Origin of the sequence: Desulfosporosinus youngiae DSM 17734, assembly GCF_000244895.1 — a bacterium.
GTDB lineage: Bacteria > Bacillota > Desulfitobacteriia > Desulfitobacteriales > Desulfitobacteriaceae > Desulfosporosinus > Desulfosporosinus youngiae.
On sequence record NZ_CM001441.1, the window covers coordinates 2,461,685 to 2,487,459 of the forward strand.

20 protein-coding genes, 3 pseudogenes and 1 riboswitch are annotated in these 25,775 nt (G+C 44.3%); of the genes and pseudogenes, 17 read left to right on the plus strand and 6 right to left on the minus strand.

All coding sequences use genetic code 11. From position 1 onward, the window contains the following. Nucleotides 1-141 precede the first annotated feature (141 nt). Both DESYODRAFT_RS11450 and DESYODRAFT_RS27315 read right to left on the minus strand, forming a co-directional pair. Nucleotides 142-789, minus strand: coding sequence for a flavodoxin family protein (locus DESYODRAFT_RS11450; RefSeq protein WP_007783149.1), 648 nt, complete (start codon nucleotides 787-789; stop codon nucleotides 142-144). Between the two features lie 70 nt (nucleotides 790-859). Further along, on the minus strand, nucleotides 860-1,201 hold the full coding sequence (locus DESYODRAFT_RS27315) for a glutaredoxin family protein (protein WP_007783151.1): 342 nt from the start codon (nucleotides 1,199-1,201) through the stop codon (nucleotides 860-862). Between the two features lie 234 nt (nucleotides 1,202-1,435). On the opposite strand from DESYODRAFT_RS27315, the gene DESYODRAFT_RS11455 reads away from it, so the two are divergent. The 8 genes from DESYODRAFT_RS11455 to DESYODRAFT_RS11490 all read left to right on the plus strand — a co-directional run bounded on the left by DESYODRAFT_RS11455 (nucleotide 1,436) and on the right by DESYODRAFT_RS11490 (nucleotide 10,248). Beyond that, a complete protein-coding gene (locus DESYODRAFT_RS11455) occupies nucleotides 1,436-2,017 on the plus strand; it encodes a Uma2 family endonuclease (RefSeq protein ID WP_007783152.1) in 582 nt (193 codons plus the stop codon). Between the two features lie 196 nt (nucleotides 2,018-2,213). After that, nucleotides 2,214-2,402, plus strand: coding sequence for a DUF6199 family natural product biosynthesis protein (locus DESYODRAFT_RS29775; RefSeq protein WP_007783154.1), 189 nt, complete (start codon nucleotides 2,214-2,216; stop codon nucleotides 2,400-2,402). A 119-nt stretch (nucleotides 2,403-2,521) separates the two neighbouring features. Then, on the plus strand, nucleotides 2,522-2,929 hold the full coding sequence (locus DESYODRAFT_RS11465) for a molybdenum cofactor biosynthesis protein MoaE (protein WP_007783155.1): 408 nt from the start codon (nucleotides 2,522-2,524) through the stop codon (nucleotides 2,927-2,929). Nucleotides 2,930-2,947: 18 nt separating this feature from the next. Next, nucleotides 2,948-3,922, plus strand: coding sequence for a hypothetical protein (locus tag DESYODRAFT_RS11470; RefSeq protein ID WP_007783156.1), 975 nt, complete (start codon nucleotides 2,948-2,950; stop codon nucleotides 3,920-3,922). Nucleotides 3,923-3,955: 33 nt separating this feature from the next. Then, on the plus strand, nucleotides 3,956-5,074 hold the full coding sequence (locus DESYODRAFT_RS11475; RefSeq protein ID WP_007783159.1) for a glycoside hydrolase family 113: 1,119 nt from the start codon (nucleotides 3,956-3,958) through the stop codon (nucleotides 5,072-5,074). A 114-nt stretch (nucleotides 5,075-5,188) separates the two neighbouring features. Further along, nucleotides 5,189-5,800 carry a TetR/AcrR family transcriptional regulator gene (locus DESYODRAFT_RS11480; protein ID WP_007783160.1) on the plus strand — a complete coding sequence of 204 codons (612 nt, stop codon included), beginning with the start codon at nucleotides 5,189-5,191 and terminating at the stop codon, nucleotides 5,798-5,800. A 123-nt stretch (nucleotides 5,801-5,923) separates the two neighbouring features. After that, complete coding sequence (locus DESYODRAFT_RS11485) at nucleotides 5,924-7,162, plus strand: efflux RND transporter periplasmic adaptor subunit (protein ID WP_007783163.1); 1,239 nt, start codon at nucleotides 5,924-5,926, stop codon at nucleotides 7,160-7,162. Beyond that, nucleotides 7,159-10,248, plus strand: a complete 3,090-nt coding sequence (locus DESYODRAFT_RS11490; RefSeq protein ID WP_007783165.1) for an efflux RND transporter permease subunit — start codon at nucleotides 7,159-7,161, stop codon at nucleotides 10,246-10,248. The genes DESYODRAFT_RS11485 and DESYODRAFT_RS11490 overlap by 4 nt, the downstream gene beginning before the upstream one ends. Before the next feature lie 106 nt (nucleotides 10,249-10,354). Here DESYODRAFT_RS11490 and DESYODRAFT_RS29955 read toward each other — a convergent pair. After that, nucleotides 10,355-10,482, minus strand: a pseudogene (locus tag DESYODRAFT_RS29955) (FAD-linked oxidase C-terminal domain-containing protein); the annotation flags it as partial. A 245-nt stretch (nucleotides 10,483-10,727) separates the two neighbouring features. Here DESYODRAFT_RS29955 and DESYODRAFT_RS11495 point away from each other — a divergent pair. Then, nucleotides 10,728-12,524, plus strand: coding sequence for a DUF2339 domain-containing protein (locus DESYODRAFT_RS11495; protein WP_007783167.1), 1,797 nt, complete (start codon nucleotides 10,728-10,730; stop codon nucleotides 12,522-12,524). Further along, nucleotides 12,502-13,803 (plus strand): DUF3999 family protein, encoded by a 1,302-nt coding sequence (locus DESYODRAFT_RS11500; protein ID WP_007783168.1) that lies wholly within the window; start codon nucleotides 12,502-12,504, stop codon nucleotides 13,801-13,803. Before DESYODRAFT_RS11495 ends, DESYODRAFT_RS11500 begins: the two co-directional genes overlap by 23 nt. A 219-nt stretch (nucleotides 13,804-14,022) precedes the next feature. On the opposite strand, the gene DESYODRAFT_RS11505 is transcribed toward DESYODRAFT_RS11500, so the two are convergent. The 3 genes and pseudogenes from DESYODRAFT_RS11505 to DESYODRAFT_RS27320 all read right to left on the minus strand — a co-directional run. Beyond that, nucleotides 14,023-14,325: a type II toxin-antitoxin system RelE/ParE family toxin gene (locus tag DESYODRAFT_RS11505; RefSeq protein ID WP_007783169.1), complete on the minus strand. Its 303-nt coding sequence runs from the start codon at nucleotides 14,323-14,325 to the stop codon at nucleotides 14,023-14,025. Then, nucleotides 14,312-14,584 carry a type II toxin-antitoxin system Phd/YefM family antitoxin gene (locus tag DESYODRAFT_RS11510; protein ID WP_007783171.1) on the minus strand — a complete coding sequence of 91 codons (273 nt, stop codon included), beginning with the start codon at nucleotides 14,582-14,584 and terminating at the stop codon, nucleotides 14,312-14,314. The genes DESYODRAFT_RS11505 and DESYODRAFT_RS11510 overlap by 14 nt, the downstream gene beginning before the upstream one ends. Before the next feature lie 71 nt (nucleotides 14,585-14,655). Continuing rightward, nucleotides 14,656-14,907 (minus strand): annotated as a pseudogene (locus tag DESYODRAFT_RS27320) (hypothetical protein); the annotation flags it as partial. A gap of 269 nt (nucleotides 14,908-15,176) precedes the next feature. On the opposite strand from DESYODRAFT_RS27320, the gene DESYODRAFT_RS11515 reads away from it, so the two are divergent. The 7 genes and pseudogenes from DESYODRAFT_RS11515 (at nucleotide 15,177) to DESYODRAFT_RS11545 (ending at nucleotide 25,600) form a co-directional block, all read left to right on the plus strand. Beyond that, nucleotides 15,177-16,688, plus strand: a complete 1,512-nt coding sequence (locus tag DESYODRAFT_RS11515) for a TIGR02677 family protein (RefSeq protein WP_042339642.1) — start codon at nucleotides 15,177-15,179, stop codon at nucleotides 16,686-16,688. Next, on the plus strand, nucleotides 16,685-17,908 hold the full coding sequence (locus DESYODRAFT_RS11520; protein ID WP_007783175.1) for a TIGR02678 family protein: 1,224 nt from the start codon (nucleotides 16,685-16,687) through the stop codon (nucleotides 17,906-17,908). Before DESYODRAFT_RS11515 ends, DESYODRAFT_RS11520 begins: the two co-directional genes overlap by 4 nt. Before the next feature lie 16 nt (nucleotides 17,909-17,924). Continuing rightward, nucleotides 17,925-22,154, plus strand: a complete 4,230-nt coding sequence (locus DESYODRAFT_RS11525; RefSeq protein ID WP_007783176.1) for a TIGR02680 family protein — start codon at nucleotides 17,925-17,927, stop codon at nucleotides 22,152-22,154. Beyond that, nucleotides 22,151-23,551 (plus strand): TIGR02679 family protein, encoded by a 1,401-nt coding sequence (locus tag DESYODRAFT_RS11530; protein ID WP_157137167.1) that lies wholly within the window; start codon nucleotides 22,151-22,153, stop codon nucleotides 23,549-23,551. The genes DESYODRAFT_RS11525 and DESYODRAFT_RS11530 overlap by 4 nt, the downstream gene beginning before the upstream one ends. Before the next feature lie 64 nt (nucleotides 23,552-23,615). Continuing rightward, nucleotides 23,616-23,843 (plus strand): annotated as a pseudogene (locus tag DESYODRAFT_RS11535) (AAA family ATPase); the annotation flags it as partial. Nucleotides 23,844-23,968: 125 nt separating this feature from the next. Next, a riboswitch (guanidine-I (ykkC/yxkD leader) is annotated at nucleotides 23,969-24,069 on the plus strand. A gap of 46 nt (nucleotides 24,070-24,115) precedes the next feature. After that, on the plus strand, nucleotides 24,116-24,436 hold the full coding sequence (gene sugE / locus DESYODRAFT_RS11540) for a quaternary ammonium compound efflux SMR transporter SugE (protein WP_007783179.1): 321 nt from the start codon (nucleotides 24,116-24,118) through the stop codon (nucleotides 24,434-24,436). A 117-nt stretch (nucleotides 24,437-24,553) separates the two neighbouring features. Further along, complete coding sequence (locus DESYODRAFT_RS11545; protein ID WP_007783180.1) at nucleotides 24,554-25,600, plus strand: DUF3231 family protein; 1,047 nt, start codon at nucleotides 24,554-24,556, stop codon at nucleotides 25,598-25,600. The last annotated feature ends 175 nt before the right edge of the window (nucleotides 25,601-25,775 follow it).

Below are 25,775 nucleotides of genomic sequence, written 5' to 3' on the forward strand. Positions count from 1 at the left end.
ATAAACTATAAATTACCTGCAGCTCATTAACTGGTTATTATTATGTTATCACATTTGTTCTGCCCTGTGAAAGTCTGAGACTCTTATAAGTAAAGAGCAAGCCGCCGTTCACAATGAAACGGCGGCTTATGCTAAAAGGGGTTAAGATCTTGCCAGTCTGGCTCCCATATCAAAGGCTTTTTGACAATCCAGTGGGAATTGTTCTGCTTTCACTTGGGATTTGTGTTTTTCATCGAACATGGATGCTTCATACTTGGAATAGTCATCAAATTGGTAAGTATCGGCGGAAATCATAAATTCAGAGGTTCCGTTGAGTAATTGCAGGCTATTTTTAGTTTGTTCAAATAGAGCTTCATAATTAACCCGCTGGAGAAACTCCTTAGGAACATTCATGGTATAGATAAAACCGGAGGTCAACTTCCCCGGATAAACCGAGCGATGCCCCTCATTATAGGAAAGGTTGGAAAAGAGCAGCCGTTCCAGGAAAGAACGCATTAAACCGGTAACGTTGCCAAAATAGATGGGTGAGCCTAAGAAGAGCACATCGGATTCCAGAACCTTTTCCAGCACCCCGCTTAAGTCATCCTTCATAGCACAGTGCCCGACATACTTCGAATTCTTCCTCTTACAGGCGAAGCAGCTGGTGCAGCCTTTATAATTTAAGTCGTACAAATGAACTGCTTCTGTTTGAGCCCCCACGGATTCAGCTCCTTCAAGGGCTTTTTGCAATAAAGTATCCGTATTCCAATTTTTGCGCGGACCGCCGTTGACAGAAAGTACTTTGACCATTAGATATCGTCTCCTATAATTTACTTACTTGTGTTGATCTCCGACACTTAATACTTTCATTATAATAATTTTAACCGGGCGTAATATTAAACTTATGTGCACACTTCGGGCAAGTCACCTGGAGTGTGCCTTTATTGATGGGCACTCGCATCTTGCCTTTGCATTTCTCGCATTCCATGACCCTATGATCGACGAGCTGGAGAATCCGCTGCTGATCAAAACCGACAATTAAGTCGTCCCCGATCAGAAAAGAAGGTACTCCCTTAACGTTTCTGCGGATTAACTCCGCGCGGGCTTGCTCATCACGGTTGATATCCTTTTCAACAAAATGAATCTTATGCTGCGAAAGAAACTTCTTCGCTGTAAAACAATGTGGTCAAGTTTGGGTGGTGAACATGATGACGTTCTTCATAGAAACATACTCCTTTCCCATATGCGTATGCGCGGAATGTTTCGCCATCTTACCGAGTGAAGATATACCTATAGGGGGTATAATGAAATTATAATTAGAGTTTTTTAGTTTGTCAATCCGTAAGACAAATTCTTTGAAGCGATTTTCTTTTAAAGAGGATATTAATGAATGTACAATTCAATTGTGTTATAATATGGTAAATGCATCAGTCTTGGCCAATGAGGGGTGTTTATAGTGGGTTTAACTGAACCTCAAGTCATTACAATCGCTGAATATAATAAACTCAGGGAGAATTCCGAGAGTCGATTAGAATATATTGATGGGATAGTGTATATGACCCCATCTCCTTCGACTAAGCATCAAAGAATTTCCAGCCGATTGCAGGCAAAGTTATTCAATTTCCTTGAAGGAAAAGAATGTGAAGTTTTCCCTGCACCCTTTGACATTGAGCTTAGGATGGCCGATGATGACCAAGGAGATCAGACTGAAAAGACCAAGGTGGTCATTCCGGATTTATCGGTTATCTGCGATAAAACGAAACTCGGCGAAAATAAATATGTCGGTTCACCTGAACTTATCATTGAAATTCTATCTCCTTCAAATCAAGCTCATGATCTCGTTAAGAAACTTAATTTATATATGCAAGCTGGGGTTAAAGAATATTGGATTGTTAATCCTCTTTTAAATACTGTACAGATTTATGGTTTAAATGAGGAAGAACAGTATCAGCAGGTAGAGGTATTGAAGGAAACAGGGGTAGCCTATTCGGAGGTTTTGAAAGGATTCTGTATGAACCTTGAAGAGTTATTTAAGTGAGTGCATAAGACAGTGTATTGAGCATTCAAGCTATGTCAAAGCAAGGGTTTAAGAACTTTGAGGACAGGCTGGATGCTTTTTTAGGTTTGCTGCTATATTGGGGTGCAATAAAGAATTTAAAATATAAGAACAAGAACATATAGGCATTTAATATCAGTTGGGTACTAAGGAATGAAAAAGTGGGGAGGAATCTGAAGTGCTTGGATTTATATTTATAAAAATAATCGCAAGTGTATTTCTACTTATTACCATAATAAATCCTAGAATTACATGGATGATTTCTGAAGGTTGGAAATTTAAAAATGCCGAGCCGAGTGAACTGTATTTAATGATTAACAGAATAATGGCTGTCGTCATCTTCATTGTTATTTGGGTATTAGTCTAACTAAAGAGACTAATGAACTTCATTCTTATTTTGCGCATTAGAGGCATTACGGGTGAATTCAAGGCAGTGCCCGAAATTATGAAGCAAGTTGAAGAGCAGGCAGAATGGGAGTGTGTTTTATGATGAATGGAAAACTTAAAAAGCTGTCCCCATCAATGGATAAATGGCTCAAAGAAGCAAAAACTGACCCGGCGGCGTTACAGGAAGGGATGTTTTTAGTACATAATGGTGTTGTGCGCCAAACCCCTAAAGCCAAGGTGCGCCAAGGAATTGATGACGGTTCTCTGGTAACCGGAATGGAATTTGCCTATGATGCAGCAAAGGTTGAGACGGCGATTGCTGAAACTTATAAGAGGGATGGTATTTTCCAGGTCAGGGTTTGGCTTAATGAAGGCCGGCTTGAACTTGGCGACGACATAATGTATGTGCTGATAGGCGGCGACATTAGACCTCATGTTGTGGATGCCCTGCAATTTCTGGTTGAAAAGATCAAAAGCGAATGTGTTACCGAAATAGAACAAAAATAGTTAAGAGGGAGGGGTTGGATGAGGAAAATTATTGCCTATTTAGGTTATGTATTGGGTCTGATGCTTTTGGTTTATTATGGTATAAATTATCAGGAAGAACTGCGCATCTTAGCTGGCAGAACCTTTGATCCGTTTCCATTAATGCAATTCAGTCAGGTTTATCCTCTCATGATTGGCGCATATATAGCCTTGCCGAGGTTTATAAGCAGGTTGAGAAGGAAAGGCGGGTTATCCGTTGACTGGTTACAGATCTTGATTATCGGAATCCCCACCTTGTTAATCAGCGCTTCGGGTATTCTATCTCATTATTTCCTTTCATATCCGCTTAATTCACTATTTGGACAAGTATACGTCAAGTATAATATGACGGGTATTACTTTAATTGGAGTAGTTTGCGGATACACGTTATTAAATTCAATTGCCAGAAAAGAGATTGAACCGGACGCTGTCCCGGCTGTCAATTCTCGTATTGCCAAAATCTTTGTCCTGCTTATATTGGGGTCAACTCTGCTTTATAGTTCCTTAAGTGGATTCCTTCGTCCTTTGAAGCTTGTGGATGTTCAGGCAGATGTCGTAAAAAATGATAACCAATCCGGGTATTTAGTAAACGATGGCAAGGATACAGTTTACTTTATACAAACAGAGCTCAATTATTGTTTGAAGTTCAAGAATATGCCTCTCCGATTGATTCGCCAATCCGGCGATGATCTGAAGATAAAGATTGAACCTAAAGAGGAATTGGCCAGTTTATTGGCGGAGGATATCTTTAAGCAACCGGATGGACGCGGGTTTAGTCGCAGTGGTAACGAGACAGAGATAACCCTCACTTATATCATTGGTTCCATTGACCCGGAAGGAAATAATGCTAATATTCTCCCGCCTCCTCCAGAGGTTTTGGAAGAGATTAAGGCTTCTTTATATGATGCTGAATTAATCATAGAAGCTAGTGATACGGATATAAAACGATTTAATTTGTTGGATTATAAAGATTGAATTAACCATGAAGAACTTCGGGGGGTTAAATGGATGCTTAGCAAGCTTTGGCTTCATTTGAAGCGATATAAGTTTAAGTACATTACCTTGGCGGTTTTGGTGAGCGCCATAATTTTTGCAAAAGAAGTTCTGATCGATATCGTTTATATTGAAAAGCAATATGAGAAAAATAGAATTATCACCCCTTGGGGCGAAAAGATAAAATCGGGCAATCTTTCTGTGGATTACTCCATAGAACAGGCATTGACAGATATTGAGCGTCTCGGCTTAAACACAGTTAACGTACCGGTTCAGATCGATATTCCTTCGTTGACTGCTAATGCGGCAGTCATCAATGAAGAAAGCCAAAAGAAGGCAATTGAGCTGATTAAAAAGTTAAGACTGCGTGGAATCAATATTATTTTAGAACCCTATCCCTATATAAGAAATGGCGAACTGTACGAAACCCAATTAGATCCCAGTAACAAAAATGAATGGTTCACGAATTGGCAGGAAGGGGTTCTTTCCCCCCTAATCCATGATATAGCTAAGCCATATAAAGTTTATGCATTATGTATAGGATCTAATTTTGATAAGTTTGAACAGGAATCGAATTATTGGACGAATATGGTTGATTTCGTCAGAGCGGTTTATCCTGGACGAATAACGTATAAAACCAACTGGTGGTATACCGCAGAGTGGGATACCCAAAAGAACGGCTTACATAATACCTATACTGCAAAATTGAATAATCCTGTCCTGGAAAAAGTGGATTTTATTTCAGTTGCGGCGTATTTTGAACTGACGAATCAGGATATCAACACGGTTGAAAATTTGGTGAGCGCGCTTTATAGTACTCAAATTTTTAATCGACATCAAAATGTCTATGCTGAACTAAAGAGTTTATCCATGAAATGGGATAAGCCGGTGTTTTTCGGGGAACTGGGCTTTCCAAAGCGAAATAAAGGGACGATTCATCCTTGGGACCCTGAGCCTTCTAATCTAGTCAATGAGCAAGAACAGGCCAATGGTTTTCAGGCATACAAAGAAGTATTTGAGAAAGAGAGTTGGATTTTAGGTTTTTCAGTTTTCGCTATCGGGAAAGACGATGAGTTCAAGAATTATTATCCAAGTGATCAAAGTATTCGCGTCATAAATAGTTGGTACAGATAAGCAGTAATAGAATGTGGAATTTGCTTTTTGCACTTGAAATATAAAGGGAAAGGTGTTAGCATGGATGCAAGTATGTACTTGCATCCATGCTAACACCTTTGGGGAGGTTTTTCGGTGGAAAATTTTGAGCTAAAAAATCCTTTAGACAATAACCTAAGCGCGAAAATAGTTGAAGCAGCCAGACAATTATTTATGGAGAATGGTTTTAAAGGGACCACTACAAAAATGATTGCTCAAACAGCAGGAGTTAATGAGGTAACTCTATTTAGGCATTTCAAAAGCAAAGAAGGAATCTTTCTGGAAATATCTAAGGAGATTACGAATTATAGTCACTCAAAACTTAAGAGTATTGTTCGAAGTAATCTTTCGCCGGAAGAAATGTTCTTTCAATTTGGAATGGAACTCTATCAACGTATTGTGGAAAGTAAAGGTGTATTAATCGTCGCTATCATCGAATCAAAAAAGAGATCTGAATTAAGCAAAAATGTAACTAAAACCTTTAAAACAATGATCGAGATTCTAGAGGAAAAACTAACTGATTTATATCACGAGGGAAAACTTAAAGAAAATGACTTTTTCATTGCCGCACTGATGTATGTGGAATCTCTCATCGGGCTGTTTGTGGTTCAGAGCAGACTTGAAGGAGAGATGATTCCTGTTGATATTGAGAGATTATGCAGAAGTGCTTCAAAGATTTTTTTAGACGGATTATTATTGGAACGCTAAAGCTACATAACGTTGTTTTAACTGCCCTTTTTTGCTATCTCCGGGAAACCAGAGTTGTTTTTACCGTCAACTGCTTTGTTCAGTGAGTTGTCTGCAATCTCATCATTAAAAGAGGTGGATTTTGTGAAAAAGGTGGTTTGCTTCAGTGTTTTAATTATTTCCTTACTTGTTATGACTGGAGGATGCGCAGATTTTCAAAATCGCGAATTTGAAACCGATTCAAGTGTGAAGATCGTGAAAACTGAATTGGCGAAATTGGTTGAGGTTGAGGATAAGCTTGAGCTTTCTGCTATGCTGCAACCGATAGAAGAGGCGGTTCTGTCCTTTGAAGTGCCGGGAAAAATTATCGCTTTGGAAAAACAGGAGAGCGACAACCTGGAAAGCGGGGATGTTATTGCCAGATTGGACTCCAGTCAATATGAAATTAACGCGGAAATTGCCAAAGCTTCCCTTGACCAGGCCAGGGCAAATTTTAACCAGGCTGTAAATGGTTCAAGAGACCAGGAAAAGGAAACTGCCAAAGCAGCCTATGACAAAGCGAGTGTTGTCTATCAAAAAGCTCTGGATGATTCCAAAAGAGTGGAAGCTTTATTAAAAGCGGGTGCAGTTTCGCAAAGTGATTATGAAAATGCCCAAATGGGCCTAAGTGTGTCGGAAAGTGACTTGAGGACAGCAAAAGCGGCCTATGAAATGGCCATTGAGGGTGCTCGGGATGAACTAAAGGAAGTGGCACAAGCGGGGTATAAGCTGGCAGAAGAAAATGGCAACCAAGCAAAGCTCGCTTTAGAAAGAACTGTACTTAAGGCACCCTTTCCGGGTACTGTGTTAAATAAATTAGCTGCAAATGGTCAACTTGTAGCAGCAGGAACTCCGGTTTTTCGTTTTGGAAATATCGATTTACTTAAGCTTACACTCCCGGTTCCTGACAATAGTATTAGGGATTGGAAAAAAGGGGATACAGTTACGGTTAGCCTGTATGGCAAAGAGAAACAAGGCACGGTAACTAATATTTTATCGGCAACCAATGTCATGACAGGAACTATCGGGGTTGAAGTTACCATAGAAAATATGGAACATGATTGGCTTCCCGGTCAGGTGGCAGTTTGCAGCCATGTCACTCAGGCTCGCAAATCAATATTCTTGCCTGTGGAATCCCTGCGAAGCTTAAACGGAAAAAATCCTTATGTATATATTGTTAGAAATGGAAAAAGCATTAAGCAAGAAGTAACGATTGGAGAGATGAAAGATAATAAGATTCAGATTCTCTCTCCCCTCGATGAAGGGACAGAAGTGATCGTCAGTGGGGTGGATGACCTTTTTGATGGAGCTCAGGTTAAGGTAACCGGGGGTGGGGATCTGTGATTGAGTATTTGATCAAGAAACGCAAGATCACCCTGCTGTTCTTTGTAATGCTGGTTGTCTATGGATTGACAACTTTTTTTCAGCTAGCTCATCAAGAACAACCGGATATTGTCGTTGACACTGCAATGGTTCTTACGGTATATCCGGGCGCATCACCGGAGAAAGTCGAGCAGACGGTTACCAAAAAGATTGAAGAGAAAATTAATGAAATACAGGGACTAAAGTCAATAACTTCACAGTCCAATCCTCAATACTCAAAAATCGTTGTTGAACTCCAAGAAGGGGTGGATCCAAAGGAAAAATGGAACGAGCTGCGCAATAAAGTTAAAGATGTAGAAAGCAGCCTTCCGTCTGACTGTAAGCAACCGGAAATAAACGATGATTTAAGCAAAACGTTTATTGAAACCTTTGCAGTGACTGCCGGCTCCTATCCAGATGTCTATGATTTGAGAGATACCCTGAAAATCTGGAAGGATCAACTTAGAACTCTTCCCAATGTGGCAGATGTAAGCATAATGGGCCTTCCGGATCAGGAAATTAGAATCGATGTTGATACCCACAAAATTAATCAGCTGGAAATTCCTTGGACTCAAGTGGCAGGTGCAGTGAAAAAGGAAATTGAAAGAACTCCGTTAGGAGATATTGAGCAGGAAGACAGGCTTTATCAGCTCAAAGTCAAAGATAACCACGACCCCGAAGCCCTCTATGATACAGTTGTCGCTATGAATAAGGAGGGTATTCCCGTATACCTCAGGGATGTTGCAACTATTACTTTAGCTCATGAAAAAGAGGAGTCGTTAGTCAGCTTTAACGGCAAACCGGCAATTTCCATCAGTGTTCAGGGGGAAATTGGCAGTGACGTTCCCAGCATGCGAAAAAATGTGGATGAAATGATGAAGAGATTAGAGAAACAACTGCCTCCGGGGGCTCTGCTTAATCATGTCTATTCTCAAAACGAACGGATTGATGATCTCTTCTCAGATCTTACTATAGAGGTATTGCTTGCTGTAGCAGCTGTCCTGCTGGTTTGCTCTTTAGGATTGAACTTGGTTACTTCCTTCATCATTGCCTTGGCAATTCCGATCTCCTTATCCATGGGATTGATGTTAACACCAAACCTGAATATTACCTTGAATTTAGTATCCATTGCCGCTTTAATCATCGTCTTGGGGATATTAGTTGATGATGCAGTTGTCGTTAATGACAATATTGAGAGAAGACTTGTGGAGCTGGGGGAGCCCCCTTTACTGGCCGTTGTCAAAGGAACAAATGAAGTGTTTATTTCAATCCTTACCGCCACTACTGCAACCATCTTTGCCTTTGGCCCCATTGCCTTTTTGCAGGGCAATGTCGGTCAATTTATCAGGCCCCTTCCGATAATTATTAGCCTATCTATGATTTCTTCAATGGCCATGTCTCTGACGATTGTTCCTATCTTTAGGCACTGGAGAGCTGAAAAGCTGACTGAGTTTCCATCCCGACTCACCCAAAGCAATGGCTTTTTGGGAAATCAGCTTGACAGACTAGCCGTTTGGTATGCAGATAAACTCATGCCTCAAATTTTGAAAAAGCCCATGAAGGTTGGTTTAATAGCTGTGCTGATCAGTACCCTGGCCTATGGCCTATTTCCCTTGCTTCCAGTACAGCTTTTTCCTAATTCTGTTCGAGGGGAAATGTTGATTGATGTAAGAATGCCCAAAGGAGAAAGTCTTAAGGGTACCAATCAAAAAGTTCAGGAAATTGCTGACTGGGTTCAAAAACAGGAAGGCATTATTCTCGTGAACACTTATGCAGGGGATAGTGCACCGTCAATGTTTAGAGGGGACTTGTCCATAGGCAAAGGCAATAATATTGCTCAGATTGTGGTGAGAATTGATACGGAAGAGAAATGCACTGAAGAATTGGTGCAGGAGTGGAATGCCAAGTTCAATGAAATGTATCCGGGAATTCGTATCTTAGCTAAAGAGATAAAGTTTGGACCGCCAATTGGCGCTCCCATTGATATCAGAATATACGGAGAGGATCTGCAGGTTCTTCAAACTCTGGAAGATGAAGTAAAAGATTGTCTGCTGAAATATCCCGGAGCTGTTAATATCAATGGTTCTATCGGCCAAGATACAACAGGAATCGAATTGACCATCAATAAGGCTCAGATGAATCAAAACTTGGTCAAATATGATGATCTTACAAAAACTTTAAGATTAGCTACAGAAGGCATTGAGGTCAGTGAATTTGACAATGGCCAGGATTTGATTAGTATTATGATGTATTCAGATAAGTCGAAGGCAGAGCCGATGCTGGTATTCGACAGATTATACGTTCCGAATGCTAATGGAAAGCTGATCCCTTTAAAGGAAATTGCCCAGATGGAAACGTCCTTTAGCCTTAACACTGTGCCAAGGAGAAACTTGAGCAGACTGGCAGAGGTGACTTGCGACTTAGATGGGGTTACAGCAACAGCGGCAATGGAGAAAATCAAACCGCTGATGGAAGGCATTGAACTTCCGGAGGGATACACGTTGGAGTTCGGCGGGGAAACCTCCGAGCAGACGGACATATTTACGGATATGGGCAGGCTAATGATTGTGGCCATTTTCTTAATTCTCATTGTCATCGCCATGCAATTTTACTCACTGAGTCTTCCTATTCTGGTGATGAGTACGGTTTATCTGGCCTTTGCAGGAAGTATGATTGGACTACTGATTACGAGGACGCCCTTTGGCTTTGGCTCAGTCATGGGCTTAATATGTCTCGTAGGGATTGTTGTAAGGAATGGGATTGTGTTAATAGAATTCATCGAGAATGAACGACATGCCGGAGTGACTCTGGAGCAGGCTGTCATTAATGCCGGCAGAGCACGCTTGAAGCCAGTCTTATTAACTGCCGGCACTGCTATAGCTGGCTTATTATCCCTGGCAACAGGTAAAGAGCTGATGTTTAGAGCCTTAGCTATAACTATCATTGCAGGACTTTTCTATTCTACGATCATGACCTTGGTCATTGTTCCGTCTTTCTATACAGTGCTGGCTAAATGGAAGGAAAAACGCAATATAAACCAAAACCAAAAGATGCTTGAAAGAGTTTAAAGTATTCGGAGGGTTTTACAAACGTTAATTTTTTTATAGCCCAACAGTCATTATCCTGTCAAAAGTTACATTAGCCCGGAGATTAAACTCTCCGGGCTAATGCTATTCCCCATTCCAATTCGACGAAGGGGCCATATTCCGTCCGGTTCCATGTTCAGCTTTCAGTGAGCCATTGTATTTCTTAACAACCAGTTCATTAACTTCCTTCATCTGTCCCGAATACTGATTGATTTCTAAAAAGAAGTCGAGCAACGGTTCTATGCTTCGACAGAATAAACCACTCTGGCGTGCTAAGATTATCGTAAATAAGTAAGAACGGGAGAATAGTGATAATTTTTAATTTTAACAAGTATCATGAACAGAACCTAAATTAGTGAAGAGACTTTTAAAGCAAGTTAGATCGACTAAATTAGGCAAAAGGCTTTGGGTAATTACTCAACTATAGCATTTTATACCGTTATAAAAGATAGGGGAATGATATGGAACAGCAATTGAAAAAATTACAAACCGAACTCCTGCAATTAAATGAGCGGGTTGCCTTTCTTGAAAAACAAGTCGGGTTTTCTCAGTCAAGTGATTCAAAACAACAAATCCCGGCGCGAAGCCCTCGCCCTCCGGAGACAAAACCGATACCCCGGAAAAGACCCTTTTTCCCGGAGGGGATGAGCGAGGAAAAACTGGCCGGAACCTGGTTTAATCGCTTGGGGATTCTGGCTATCTTATTGGCGGTCGCTTTCTTCCTTAAATGGTCCTTCGATAACCATCTGGTTGGGGAGCTGGGACGCATTGTCATTGGCCTCATCTTAGGCTTAGCATTCCTGGGAACCGGCGAATATTTTCAACGCAAAAAATTTCAAGCCTATGGTCAGGGTTTCACTGGTGGCGGGATAGCCATCCTATATTTCTCTATTTTTGCGGCTTTTACTTTTTACCATTTGCTTACACAGCCCATTGCCTTTGTACTGATGGTGTTGATCACCCTGGCCGCTTCCTTACTGGCAATCCGCTATGATTCTCCGGCCGTAGGAATTTTCGGCATTGTAGGCGGGTTTGCCACACCGTTCCTGTTAAGCACGGGTCAGAACAACCAGCTTATTCTGTTTACCTATATCGCCATCCTCGATGCGGGGGTGCTGCTGGTTGCCTACTTTAAAAAATGGCCGGTATTTAATTACCTTACATTTCTATTTACGTATTTTACCTTTGGCATTGTACTTGGCCACAGCCCGACTGTGAAGAATATCCGAAGCTTCGACGACGCTGTTTCTTTTTCCTACTTGACCTTGTTTTTCCTGATCTACCTGGGAATCAGCTTTACAAGGAATCTCCGCCTGAAGGAAACTTTCCTTAGAATGGACATTAGCCTGATTGTGCTTAATGCCGTCATCTATTTCGCTTTTTCATATGGCCTATTATTGAATTATTTAAAGGATTGGATTGGGTTTTGGCCGGTTTTCCTTGGGCTGATCTATCTTCTGCTGGGCACGTTCATTTATCAACGTTATACCGGAACCAGAAACCTGAGTCTGACACTCTTGGCGGTCGCTGCCGGCTTTATTACGCTTGCGGTGCCGTTGCAGTTAGATGGATACTGGGTTTCCATGGTCTGGGCAGTCGAAGCAGTAATCATTTTTTATCTGAATCTTAAAATCAATCCCATAAAAGTCCCACTAGCTAGTTTTCTAATCTTGGGGTTGTCCATCATATCCCTGTTCAGGCAACCCTTTAGAATCACCGGAAAGGAAATTTGGATTTTCATGAACAAGGCTGCGGTTAGTTATTTTATTGTAATCTTAGCCCTGGCGATTATTAGCTGGCTCTATCATAAGCAAAGCCGCAATGCCGATGCCAAAGGGAATCACTTCCTAATTTTCGGTCTGCCGCTGGCGCTGAATCTGCTGATCATCATTTTCTTTACTAAGGAGATTAATGCTTATTATGAGTATCGCTGGCGTATGCTTGACTATCAAGGGTTAGCACTCTTGCAGCATTCTCAGGATCTGGTGCTGTCGATTATCTGGGGTTTACATGCCGCAGTTCTGGTTGCGCTGGGATTCTGGCGCCGTCTGGAAGGGATCCGTTGGTTCGGGCTCAGTTTCTTGGGTATCGTTATCTTCAAGGTATTCGTTTATGATCTTTCTAGTCTCACTCCTCCGTACCGGATCCTTTCGTTCATGGCCTTAGGCATTATCCTGCTGACAGTGTCTTGGCTCTATCATCGGTACAAAAATCAGCTTAGGGGAGAAGATGATTATGAAGACCCTACAAACCAATAAACCCCAATCAAAACTGTCTTTAAGCAATTTCCTGATCAGACTTTTTCTAGGTACCTTGATTCTGTCTGTACTTTCCCCGGGCCAGATCCTGGCTGCGGTCAGTGACTTTCGCTATCACGCCCCGGTCACAGTCAATGATTCTGTTGCCTTCTATAATCTTTTGGAACTGACAGATGAGGTTCTCGGACAGACCCAGGCTGGTTCTCCTGATTTGCGGATTTACAGTGGTGATCAAGAGATTCCCTTTGCTATGGTCACTGAACAGGATTTAACTGCAACCGCTAAAGTCGAAGGGGCAGAAATCCTCAATCAAGGAAAGGATGCCCACGGAAACTTCCAATTTGAAATACTTATTCCGTCTAGTCAGTGGGTCAAACAATTAACGGTGCTCAGTTCCGACAAAAACTTTATCCGCAGGGTAAAGGTTGAAGGCAGCCGAAATCAGCAGGATTGGCTGACATTGAACGAAGATAGTACAATATTTGATCTGAGCGATGAACAAAAGGCCCGACACTTGGAAGTCAATTTGGCACCCACTAATTTATCCTATTTGCGAATAACAATTTATAACGAAGGAAAAGGCGCTTTCAATTTTGACGGTGTCAGCCTTTCTACCCAAGAACAACTTGAAGTTGCCTCAGGAACAAAAGAACGCCCCTATACCTTGCTTAATCAAAGCAGTAAGGACGGGGTTCAGGAATATACCCTCGATTTACTTCAGCCCCATCTGCCCTCCAGGGAATTGGGAATTATTACGGATGAGGTAAATTTCAACCGGACCGTTGAGCTCTATGCCAGTGACAACAACAAGGATTGGAACCTGATCACTCAGGGAGAATTCTTCGTATACCAACTCGATAAAATGACCGCCAAGCAGCTCGTCCTCAAGTTTGATACCCCGTTCCGGTATATTAAACTGAAAATTTATAATCAGGACAATCCAACCTTGAACATCAAGTCAATGAACCTTAAAGGTTCCAATCCCCTGTTGGTTTTCCCGGCTGAGCGGGAGAAAGAGATGATTCTGTACTGGGGCGACAGCCAAAGCAAAGCTCCGGTCTATGATATCCAAAAGTTTAAGAGTAATCTGGACTACGCAAAAACGCCTAAGGCCTTCCTGGGGCAGGCTGGGGAAAATACCGAGTATCGGTTTAAAGATACCCGGCCATGGAGCGAGAAGAATTCCTGGCTGCTGCAAGGAATTCTGGTTATCGTCGTTGCCACTCTCCTGGTAATCATCACACGCAGTATCCGGAGAATCTCCTCAGAAAAGCAGTAATTGACGGCGAACAGCAGTTAAAGCGATTTTGTCGTCGAGGACCAGATTCCACCTCGCGATGGCTTTCACTACCTAGTTAATCGCCATGCGTGGCGCACTGAAAGTAAAACCCCGGATTAATCCGGGGTTTTAGAGGAAATAGAAGGAGTGAACCTAAGGAAATCTTAGGCTTCGCTCCTTTTATTGTTCTGGTAGTCCATATTAAACAACTGGTAATTTTTATAACAAGAATTCGTATTGCCTTCGACCATAAAGTATTCGCCGTATTTGCACTGTGTTGCTGCTTACAGTAAAGAACACTACATAATTCTGTACTACCAGCAAACGATATGCTTTCGCACGCAGCACAGTATTCTTGGCCAGTGGACAGCGCATTGGCACTTGTTCAAGAGAAGCGATGCTATCGACAATTTCATCATAGATTTTAAGAGCAGCCTGCGGTGAAAGCTCATTTAGATAATCAGTAATATCCTTTAGATCTTGCTCGGCTGAAGGAAATATCTTCAGTTCATACTTTTCCATGAACATAAGTCCTCAACTTTTTTGCCACTTCAAAGAAGTCCTTTCCTTCTGCACCGTTTGAGATCTCAGCCTCAGCTTCAGCCAATTTGCTATAGAGTTCAATTAATGTCTGCTGTCGCTCATAGGTTTCTATACTCATCACTACCATATCGCCTTTGCCGTTCTTAGTTATGAACACAGGCTCACGTTCGTTATGGCAGAATTCAGAAATCTCGTTAGCATTATTGCGCAAATCAGAGATGGGACGAATATTTGGCATCTTCCTCACTCCTTGCTCTCAATATTTATACATCTATTGTATCGTAATTTTGAGTAGATATCAATTTTTGGTTAAAGGTACGGCAGTCCCGCCAAGTACCTGCGAGCGCCCTCTACCCATTTCTCAGAAGGGGCTGTTGTATAAACGATATTAGACGCTTTGGCAGCTTCTACGGGAATACCAATCCATTCGGCAGTGATCGTAGCTGCTTCATCTTTATTGTCGTTACACCAATCAGCAACCTTGTGCGTCATTTCAACAATAGTTTCAGTTATAGCAGGATTTGTATCGATAATCTCTTGACGGGCTCCTACTACACAGCAGGGAAAATCATGCGTGGACTAAACTCGGGTTATTGAGCAAAAAGCTCTTTTCATAAAAGGCATTTAAAGAATAATGGTTTACAAGGTTAGTTGATAAGGAATAATGGTAATATGGCATGATTGATTATTTGACAAAGAAAGTTTCGGTCTACTCTGTCACGGAAAGGAAACCCGGCACGGTGAATTTTTTTGTGAATAAAGTAGGGTTTCAGCAAAATTCGGCGAAATTAAGAGAAGCATTACTTATTTTGATCTATGAGGTAATTTCGATGAACGAACAACTTTTTAAACCGATTCAAGAAGCAACCTACTTGACGGTGCCGAACGCCTGGCGCTACCGTTCAATTTTACGTTATGTCTATCAACAGCACGAGCGCTTGCGTCACTACATTGTTCTTGAAGAGATTTTCCAGCATTTGCAGCAGGACGCTCATTTCCGGGAGCTTACAGAGGAGCAATTTCAGCAGGATCTGGATCAGCTCGTGGCCTGGAAAAACCTGATCCCCCGTCAAGATACCGGCCGCGTCTCCAGTATTGCCGAATTTAAGAAACGGAAATTTCGTTATCAGTTGACACCCTACACCATTGAAATTGAACGGATGGTTTTGAGTCTTGAGCAGTTAGGAGAAGGGTTCGGCGGCTCTTTGGAACGAACTATTTTTGACCGTCTGCTTGGCAACCTCAAGGACCTTACCCAAGCCTGGGAAGCAAATGAAGCTATCTTTCATAAGACCAATGAGGAAATGTATCTCCTTTGGCAAGATTTATACGAGAATTTTCACAAACTAACGGATAACGCCGCTGATTATTTGGCTCATCTGCACAGTGAAAAAGTCGAGGAACAAATGATGACTGAGGCTTTTCTGGTGTATAAAGAGGCCTTAACAGAGTACCTGCGCAATTTCATGACCAGTTTGCAGAAAACCTCGTTCCGGATCGAAGGCTTGCTTATGGAAATCCCGGAGTTGTTTTCCCGCAAACTTACCCAATGCGTTGCGGAGTACGAGCTATCGATTCCACGCTTGGATGTGCGCCCTCCCCAGGAACAATTGATGGAACGCTTTCAAACTGAATGGGAGAGCTTGAGAACCTGGTTTCTGGGCGATGGAGGGCGGGAAAGTGATCTGATCTATCTCCAGAATGCCACGAATGAGACGATCCGGCGTCTGACCCGCTTTGCCCAACGTCTGGGGGAAACTCATCACAACCTGCGCAACCGCCGTCTGGATTATTTACATATCTCCAAGTGGTTTGCTTCTCTGGAGACCCTTCAAGAGGCTCACGAACTCTCAGCCTGTGTGTTTGGGGTCTTTCACACCCGGCATTTATGGGTTGACTCTCCTAAGCAGACAGAAAGTTTTGAAGTGGAAGTTTGGGATGAACCCCCCTCCGAACTTCAGATTCGGCCCAAAGTGCGCAGCTATAAGGAAAAAAGCCGGCCGAATGCCGTGGTGGATCAGTCGGAACGAAGAAAAGCTGCCTTGGAGGCCTACCTCAAAGAAAAGGAGATTGAACAACAACTTCTGGAAAATCTCATCCAGGATAACCGGATTGTCCTGCGCAGCCTGCCGGAGCTGACGACCTTTATCCGTAAAACCCTGCTTACTTGGATCAGTAAATGTATGGCAAGTCCGGATCGTCAAGGAAAAACGGAAACCGGACGCTTATTTTCCCTGAAACGTATCAGTGATCGTCCCATCCAACTGAATTGTGAGGATGGGCTGCTGGAAATGCCGGATTACGTTTTAGTGTTTGAAAAAAAAGCGGAGGCGGCCCGATGAGTGAAAAGAAAGGTTTTGACGAGGTAGCCAGAGAGGGATTGATCGCCCTTTTAGAGAACTTTTGGATTCTCCGCGAGCAAGACCCGGAGACTTATCAAATCATACGCGATCGGGAAAACGCTCTCAAGGATTATGTCCTGGATAAACTGGGCTATCATCTGATCGTTCACCGGCATTTCGCCAAGCTGGAAAAAATCCCGGCCCAGCCCGAAGGGTGGATGGGAATTGAGCTTTTCCAACAACCCAGAGATTATGCTCTGCTGTGCTGTGTGCTGGCTTACTTGGAGAGTATCACAGGATATGAGCAGTTTCTGCTCTCGGATCTCTGTACTGAAGTGCAAGCACTCTATCCGGGAGAACTGGCCCTTGATTGGCGCAGCTATGAGCATCGCAAATCTTTAGTACGAGTTCTCCAGCTGATGATTGAGTTAAGAATCCTGACTGTGGTCGATGGAGAAACCTCCACCTTTGGTCAGAACGAATCGAACGAGGTTCTCTATGAGGTTTCGGTGGTGGCGCGCTATTTCATGCGTTCCTATCCCAAGGACCTCTTCCAATTTCAATCCAAAGAAGATATTCTGGCGGCTGAGGTCTTCGAGGGAGAAGACGAACTCCTGGGAGCGCGCCGACGCTATAGGATTTATCGGCAGCTCTTGCTTTCACCGTCCATGTACCGCAGCACTGCTGAGGATGGGGATTTTCTCTATTTGCGCAACTATCGTGCCCGTCTGCAGGATGACCTGGAAAAACACACCGGCTTACAGTTGGAACTCTATCGCAACACGGCTCTGCTGGTTGCCCCGGAACCCAAATCTGCCCTGACTCTCTTCCCCAATCAGAAGGGGATCTCGGATATCGCTTTGCAGTTTGGCTCCATCCTGAGGACGCAAGTGCAGGAAGGACTCCACTCCTTGGATTCCTTTGGCCGGGTTGCCTTAACTCTCCTTGAGTTTGAGCAAACTGTGAAGCTTTGCAAAGAGGGGTTCGGGTTCGGCTGGAGTAAGCAATTCCGTGAAGGTCTGATTCGAAATACGGCTGAAGAACTGTTGGACTTTCTCCTGGATTGGACCTTTGCCCAGCGCAGTGAGGAAGCCAACGTCATCCTCCTGCAACCGGCTCTGGGCCGCTTAGCAGGAGATTATCCTCCGGAATTCAGGAACAAACAGCAAGCCAAAGCCGGGAGCTTGGACGAAGAGCACGAAGAAATTAAGGATATTTAAGGGAGGATCACGATACATGCGCTGGCAGCTAAACCGAGCGGGCTTGTTCAATTTTTGGTATTACGATGAAGAAGAATTTCACTTTGCCGATGGCAAATTGCTTTTGCGCGGGTCCAATGGTTCAGGAAAATCTGTCACCATGCAAAGTCTGATCCCCGTCTTGCTGGACGGCCGCAAATCTCCCGATCGGCTGGATCCCTTTGGCTCCCGCGCTCGTCGCATGGAAGATTACCTGTTGGGAGAGAAAGATGTTTCAGATCTCGATGAACGGACGGGATACCTCTACCTGGAATATCATCGACCGGGTACTCAGGAATATCTGACGACGGGAATCGGTTTAAAAGCCAAACGCCAAGGCACTCTGGACTTTTGGGGATTTATCCTCTGGGATAATCGCCGGATTGGACGGGATTTCCAACTCTTTAAAACAGAACGGGCCTTAAACGGGACTTTAGAAAAAATCCCTTTGACCCGCCGGGAACTGGAGCATCGTTTGGCTGACGGCGGTGAGGTGGTCAAGACTCAGAAAGACTACATGGAACGCGTCAACCGTTACCTCTTCGGGTTTAAAGCTGTTGAGGATTATGATGATCTCATTAAGCTGCTGATTCAATTGCGCAGCCCCAAACTCTCGAAAGATTTTCGACCGACGGTGGTCTATGAGATCTTGAACGCAGCATTGCCCTCCTTATCCGATGATGAGCTACGGCCCCTTTCCGACACCATCGAAACCATGGATCAGATCAAAAGCCAGCTGGATCAGCTTCAGAAGGAAGAACAAGCGCTAAAACGCTTGGTTCGCTACTACGATCAATACAATCATAAAGTCCGAGGGGAAAAGGCGGAAGGCTTCCTGCAAGCTCATCAGCGTCTGCTGGCGGCGGCTCAGACTTTGAAACGTCTGCACCTGGAGCGGGAAGAGACAGAAAGCGCCCTAAGCAAACGGAAGGAAGACGAGATGTCCCTCAAACGGGAACAACTTGTTTTGGGTCAGGAACGTGAAGCCTTAGAAGAGCATGATGTCTTTAAAGCAGAAAAAGAGAGGTCAGACCTTCAGCAAAAGCAACGGATCAACCAGGAAAATCTGGTTGCTAAACAGAAACAGCTGGCCGGCAATGTCTCTCAGGAAGGGAAGCTCAAGGAGCAAATCGGTGGGCTGGAACTTAAGGAGCAGCGGACTTTAGACAGGATCCATGAGGAGCTTGAAGAACTCGAGGGTTTGGCAGAGGAGAGCGACTTTCTGAACCATGAGGTGGCGGCTCATGAATTCGAGAAGAACTTGGAGCAACTGTTTTCCTTTGCACTTTGGAAGAAAGAGGCTCGGGACTACCAGAGTTTGTTGGAGAGGGTGAGCAAAGCCCTTCGCCAGGAGGCAGCAGGGCGGGAAAAATATCAAGAAGCGGAGCTGATGCTGGGTGAGAGTAAGAAAGCTTGGGATGAGGCTCAGCATCAGGAAAAGAAGTGGGCCGATGTCCTCCATGAGGAGCAGTCCAAATGGGTAGAGAATCTATTTGCCTGGCAGCCCTTGAATCAAGAATTATGGTTAGAGGATATCGAGCTCCAGACCTTGGCCCAGCGTGCCCGATCCTTTCCGGAATCCGTCAGCACGAATAGTTTGCGTGAACCCCTTCAGAATGCGGCCAATCGGGCTCGGGATAAGATTCGTACGGAGATACTCCAAGCCCGTCACCAGCAGGACCAACTTCAAAGGGACGTGAAGGCGAAAATTCAGGAGATCGAGAGCTGGCGGCAGCGCAAGGACCCCGAGCCGTCACGGCATGATCTGACGAATCAGGCTCGTCAAAGCCTGCAAGGGGCAGGTATTCCCTTTGTTCCTTTCTACGCTGCCGTGGAATTCCATGATCAGGTTCCTCAGGAGACTAGAGAACGACTGGAGAGTGCCCTTAAAGAGATGGGCATTCTCGATGCCCTGATTCTCCCGGAACTCTTTGCTCCCCAAACGGCTGAACAGAAGCAGGTGCTGCAAAGCACCCCGGTACATGACCGTGTCCTCAAGCCGGACCCTCAGATCCTTGCCCATACCCTGGCGGATTATCTTTATCCAACCCCTGCAGCGGGCAGTCAGGTGATGGCGGAGGACATCGATAACCTTCTGCGCACGATCCTGGTTGAAGAAGGCCGGGCAGAGGGGAATGGCAGCACCACTCTAACCACGGCCGGCTCTTACCGGATTGGTGCTCTGCAAGGACATGCTCCTCAGGAGGAATCCGCCTTATATATAGGAAAGGAAGCTCGCCTGCAGCTGCGCCTGCGGAGAATTAAGCAGCTTGAGGCTGAGCGTGAAGTACTTGATCAACAAGTTCAGGAACTCGAAGGTCGTCTGCAGACTTTAAAGCAGAGAAGTGAAATCCTGGAAGCAGAATACCGGGGATTTCCCGGGGAAACAGCCATCCAGGAGGCCTGGGATATCATCTATACGGTTCGCAAAGAGGCGGCGCTGCTGGAAAAAGATGTGCAGCGCAAAAATGAAACCCTGCTTAAAACCTTAGAGGCCTGGAGAAATCTCAAGGCTCAAGTGAAAGAACTGAGCAAGACCTTGACTCTGCCCTTGGATGAGCTTGCTTATGAAAAGGCTCTGGAGGCTGTGGGAAGCTACAAAGATGAGCTGAATACCCTGGAATCTCGGCATCAGCAGCTGCATTCCCTGCGCAGGGAACGGAGTGCAGTTCTATCTCATCACCAGGATGTTGCCGAGGCTGTGGACGAACTTCGCGGCGACATTAACGAGCTCGAAGACCAGTCCCTGACCTTGAGAGATTTATTGAGGCGGGTAGAACAGCGCCTGCAGGATCTGGGGGCCGACGAGATTCGTAGGCGCATTCAAATCGTTATTCGCCGCCTCAGTGATCTTCCCGGCGAAATAGAAACCTGTATCAAACAAATCACGATGCTCACGAAGAATCTGGAGGACTTCACTCAGAAGATTCTGGAGCAGGAGCGGGATTGTTCGCTGGCGGAAAATCTGCATCAAGGCTGGGCCAAGGTGTTTCAAGCGGAGGAAACCCTTCAGACTTCGTTTTACCATGATTTAGAGGGCGAGTTGAAACCCGATTCCCATGCCAAAGTCCCCGCTCTGAGCAGTGCCCCCCTGCACGAAAGTCACTTAGGGGATCTCAGGCAACGTGCCGAAGAATTTCTGCGTTCTCAAGATACCAGGAACTCCAATTCCCCGGATCGGGAAACCTTGCGTGAACGGATTAATGACGCCTTTACCAAGGAAATGGGTAATTTGGTGGAATACCGCTTGACCCAGAACACCTTGTTTGAAGCCCTTGATGAGTTAAGTCGGCAAAGGGAAGAAGGTCCCGAGTTGTGGCTTAAGCTCTGGGAAGAACTTCGTCAGAAGGCCAGACGCCTGCAGCTGATGCTGGAGTACGATGGCAAGCGGGTGAATCCCTATTATTTACAGGCTCAGTTAGGGAAAAATATGACCTTGCAGCGTCAGCTTCTCAATGAGAAGGACCGGGAACTGTATGAAGAAATTATTATGAATAGTGTTGGCCGGATTATTCGGGGGCGAATTCAGCGTGCCGAACACTGGGTCGAGGAAATGAACCGGCTCATGGACGAGCGGGATACGTCCAGCGGGCTTCGCTTTCGTATCCGCTGGAAGCCGCGAACCGCCGAGCAAGAGGATGAGATTGATACTCAGGACCTGGTTGAGCTGCTGAAATCTGATCCGCGACTCCTCAAGGAAACGGATATGTCGCGGATCACCAACCATTTCCGGGCCAAAATTGAGCGGGCCAAGCAGCAATTAGAAATAAAAGGCTTCGGAGAAAGCTTCCATCAAATCATTAAGGAGATGCTGGATTATCGCCACTGGTTTGAGTTCCGCTTGTTTTACCAGAAAGAAGGGGAGAATTGGCGTGAATTGACGGATCGGGCCTTCTATCAGTTCAGTGGAGGAGAGAAAGCCATGGCCATGTATATTCCGCTCTTTTCAGCGGCCTACTCTCGCTATTCCGATGCCCGCCCCGATGCGCCGCGCATCATTTCTCTTGATGAAGCCTTTGCCGGAGTGGATGAAAATAATATCCGGGATATGTTTGATTTGCTGGAGAAGCTGGGCTTTAACTACATTATGAATTCTCAGGCCCTCTGGGGTGACTATGATACAGTCTCAAAATTGGCCATAGCAGAACTGGTTCGCCCTAAAAATGCCTCCTTCGTGACCGTGATCCGCTACCGCTGGGATGGGAAAGTCAGGTGCTTGGACGTTTGAGGAAAGGAAGAGATGTTTTGCAGTCCGACGAACTGGAAAAAGCTAAAGCATATTTTACCTCGACCAAGGGATTTGCCAGGCTTTTTAAGGCTATGGCTCAAAAATATCAGAGCTTGGGGCGCTGGGGTGGATCTGTAACCCTGACATCTCCCAAAGATGAGGAACGAGAGGCTTTTTCTGCATTATTCCGAGCAGATTTTTCCCGCCAAAAGTCAATTACGATCTCTCTGGAACGCTTTGCTAAGGCCTTAGAATTCACAAAATTCAGCAGTGTCTCCCCTGTCAGCTTGCTTGAAGAGATTCAAGGAGAATCTTTGATTTCTAATGCCGAACGAACAGCCGGCAAAGAGCGGATGAAGGCAGGATTTTTTGGCGATCTGTTGTCTCGATACCCACAACCCTACTGTCAGCGCTGGCTTCAAGCAATTATCGCTAAGAAATCGGGAACCCGTCCGGTTCATACGGCCTATGAGACTCACCCGGAGCTGCTCAGGGTTCAAATGGATCACGTCCTCAAGGCTTTATCGGATATGAACCGGCAGCTCCCTGACAAAATTGAGCGCTTGCCGATTTTTGCCCGGCGAATCACCAAAGACCCTCACGGGTTTGACGCCAACAGCGACACCGGCCGGCTTCTGATTCAGGCTATGAAGATTTTGGACAGCGAGGTACGTGGACGTGATCCTCTGACCTTCCCCTTAACCGGGACCGAGGAATTGACGGAGCTCTATTACTCCTTTGGTCTTTTGCGGGATGACCTGTGGAATTTTGTCACCTGCACAGGGATAACGGCTGCTGCAGTGGATCATGAGAACAAGGACCTGAGCTATTTAGCAGAGGCTTACCGGCAGCAGGTCACCTTAAATCTGCCTTTAAGAGAAGTTGTCCGCATGGGGAATGCTTACGCTGGAGCACGATCTCCCAATGAATCGGCCAAGGTCGTTTTTGTAGTCGAGAATTCGGGTGTCTTTTCGGCTCTTTTGGATCGTTTCCGCGGATATAGTGAGGATGAAGGGCTTGCGGAAAGCCCAAATCCGCCATTCCTATGTAGTCACGGACAATTTAAACTGGCTAGTTTGCTTTTATTGGATAAATTAGCCGCTAGTGGGGCAATGATTTATTACTCCGGTGACTTTGATCCGGAAGGACTATTAATGATGGAACGTCTCCTATTGCGTTATCCCAGCCAGGCAAAGCCCTGGCATTACACCGTTGCTGACTACCAACTTGCCCAATCGGAGCAGGTTATAAGTCCTCAGCGTTTAAAACAGCTTGACCGGGTGGTTTCCTCGGAGCTGGTGCCCTTGGCAGAGGAAATTCTGAGAGCCGAACGAGCAGGATATCAGGAGGGGATTCTTAGCGAGCTATGGAGAGATATAAAGGCGCATGAAAGATAGCCGACTAAAGTCAAGAAGAAGTATCTTCCCCGGATGAGGATTAGAATAGCGGCGGGATATACGTCTTTCTCCCAAACGTCAGCTGGAATTAATGAAATTTATTGAGGATGCCGCACGGTTTTGGAGCTGTCAATTTATAATATCAACCCATTCGCCGTTTCTGCTAGCCTTGCGAGGAGCAAAAATATATGATCTTGATGAGAATCCGGTTGATGTGAAGAAATGGACGAATCTGGAAAACGTGCGTACTTATTATGAATTTTTCAAGAGATATGAGAAACAGTTTTTATGATAAAGGATATGCAGGGGGACCATGGGACAAGAGTTAACTACCCTCTTTCGATGAGGATAAGATCCAAAAGCGGTATTGACTATCTTGATGTCTTTTGTTAATATTGCTAGAGTCGCTAAAATATGTTTTAAGTTTTATAGGGTTCCGCAGTTATAATAACTGGTCTGGTCCGAGATAAAACGCACAGTTTTAACTGTGTTCACGGAAGGATAAAAGCCTGGGAGATTCAAATCTCTTGGGCTTTTTTTAATTTTATAAGAGGAGTGAAAATGATGAAATGGTTATTGCTACTTGTAGCGGGACTTTTTGAAGTGGGCTGGGCTGTAGGGTTAAAGTATTCGGAGGGTTTTACAAAGCTTGTACCAAGTATTTTCACCATCTTAGGAATGATAGCAAGTTTCTATGTTTTATCATTAGCTTTAAGAAATCTTCCCTTAGGTACGGCATATGCAATATGGACAGGAATTGGTACAGTCGGTACTGTAATTTTGGGAATAATATTGTTCAAAGAACCGATTGACCCAAGCAGGTTAATTTTTGTTGGATTTATAGTAATAGGAATTATAGGATTGAAAATTATATCCGCTCATTAGGAACATCGATGTTTTTGCCGTTGAAGATTTCAAATCTTATTCAATTAAAAGGATACTTCTATCTTAAATTAGAAATAATAGGAATGTCCTGATATAAAGCAAAAGGGAGGGGCATTCATGAACGACAATCAGCCATCCATTCAGCAGCCCATCCATCATAACTTAGCTGATTTGCCGCCGGTGTCATCAGAGGTAGGTTTCTTATGGAACAATTATATAGCAGCAAATATGTCGACTTGTTTTCTGACTAAATGGGCTAAGGAAGCAACGGACCCTGACATAAAAGAATGCTTGCAGATGGAATTAGATGCGGCAGCAACTGCCTGGAAAGACATAAAGATTCTTTTTGAGTCAATTGATTATCCGGCTCCTGCAGGATTTGGAGAACAAGATATAGACATCAATGCACCGGCTTTATTTTCGCAAAGCTTTTGTTTGCTTTTTACGAGGATGATGCAGCGTATGTTAATTCAACATCTGGTTCCTGCCGTAACCTCAGCCTATCGAGGGGATTTCCAGGACTTTTTTCACAACCAGATAAAAACTGCGGCTGACCGTCATCGAAAATATACTGAAATCTTATTGGCGAAAGGGATACTTCAGAGGCATCCAAGTATTGTCCGGCCGGAACAGGCGGAGATCGTTCACGACAAAGATTTCTTGGGTTCTTACTTTAGTGTGTTTGGGGAGCAAAGACCATTAACCGCGGTGGAAATTGGGCACATTTATTCGATAATGGAGATCGAACAACTGATCAGAACCTTTTACGTAGGCTATAGTCAGGCGGTTAAATCTGATAATGTCAGACAATACTTATTAAAAGCCGGGGATACTCTGGAGAAACAATTAGATGCCTTAGGACGCATTCTGACTGAAGAAGATGTACCCTGTCCAGCAATATCTGAAATACCAATGACCGATTCCACAACACCGGGTATAAGTGATCGTTTGGTACTTAATTTGGCAACAGCGGTTACAGCATTTATTGCCACATCCTACGGAGAGGCAATTTCTACTGTGGCCCGCAAAGATTTGGGGTTAACTATGATGAGATTTATTACTGAAATTCTTAGCCTTGCTAAAAACGGAGCAGAATTAGCCATTGAATTAGGCTGGCTGGATAAATCACCCCAAACGGCGGATCGTAAAGAGTTAACCCATTAAAGACAAAATAAGTTTGCCCGCGTTGATATCAACGATAATTGACATTTGCCATAGAAATGTAATAAACTAGGTTATACCCAAAATGAGAGGATGGTTTTTTTGTTAAATGTGTCTGTAATGGTGATTTTCAACTAAACAGTTGAGAGAGGTTGCTTTCTAAAACGCGGGTCTTAAC

Coding starts and splice junctions, on each gene's coding strand:
- DESYODRAFT_RS11495 (WP_007783167.1), top strand. CDS start 10,728: ATGGAACAGCAATTGAAAAAATTACAAACCGAACTCCTGCAATTAAAT.
- DESYODRAFT_RS11545 (WP_007783180.1), top strand. CDS start 24,554: ATGAACGACAATCAGCCATCCATTCAGCAGCCCATCCATCATAACTTA.
- DESYODRAFT_RS11475 (WP_007783159.1), top strand. CDS start 3,956: ATGCTTAGCAAGCTTTGGCTTCATTTGAAGCGATATAAGTTTAAGTAC.
- DESYODRAFT_RS11450 (WP_007783149.1), bottom strand. CDS start 789: ATGGTCAAAGTACTTTCTGTCAACGGCGGTCCGCGCAAAAATTGGAAT.
- sugE (WP_007783179.1), top strand. CDS start 24,116: ATGAAATGGTTATTGCTACTTGTAGCGGGACTTTTTGAAGTGGGCTGG.
- DESYODRAFT_RS11520 (WP_007783175.1), top strand. CDS start 16,685: ATGAGTGAAAAGAAAGGTTTTGACGAGGTAGCCAGAGAGGGATTGATC.
- DESYODRAFT_RS11525 (WP_007783176.1), top strand. CDS start 17,925: ATGCGCTGGCAGCTAAACCGAGCGGGCTTGTTCAATTTTTGGTATTAC.
- DESYODRAFT_RS11510 (WP_007783171.1), bottom strand. CDS start 14,584: ATGCCAAATATTCGTCCCATCTCTGATTTGCGCAATAATGCTAACGAG.
- DESYODRAFT_RS11465 (WP_007783155.1), top strand. CDS start 2,522: ATGATGAATGGAAAACTTAAAAAGCTGTCCCCATCAATGGATAAATGG.
- DESYODRAFT_RS11515 (WP_042339642.1), top strand. CDS start 15,177: ATGAACGAACAACTTTTTAAACCGATTCAAGAAGCAACCTACTTGACG.
- DESYODRAFT_RS11470 (WP_007783156.1), top strand. CDS start 2,948: ATGAGGAAAATTATTGCCTATTTAGGTTATGTATTGGGTCTGATGCTT.
- DESYODRAFT_RS11505 (WP_007783169.1), bottom strand. CDS start 14,325: ATGGAAAAGTATGAACTGAAGATATTTCCTTCAGCCGAGCAAGATCTA.
- DESYODRAFT_RS11500 (WP_007783168.1), top strand. CDS start 12,502: ATGAAGACCCTACAAACCAATAAACCCCAATCAAAACTGTCTTTAAGC.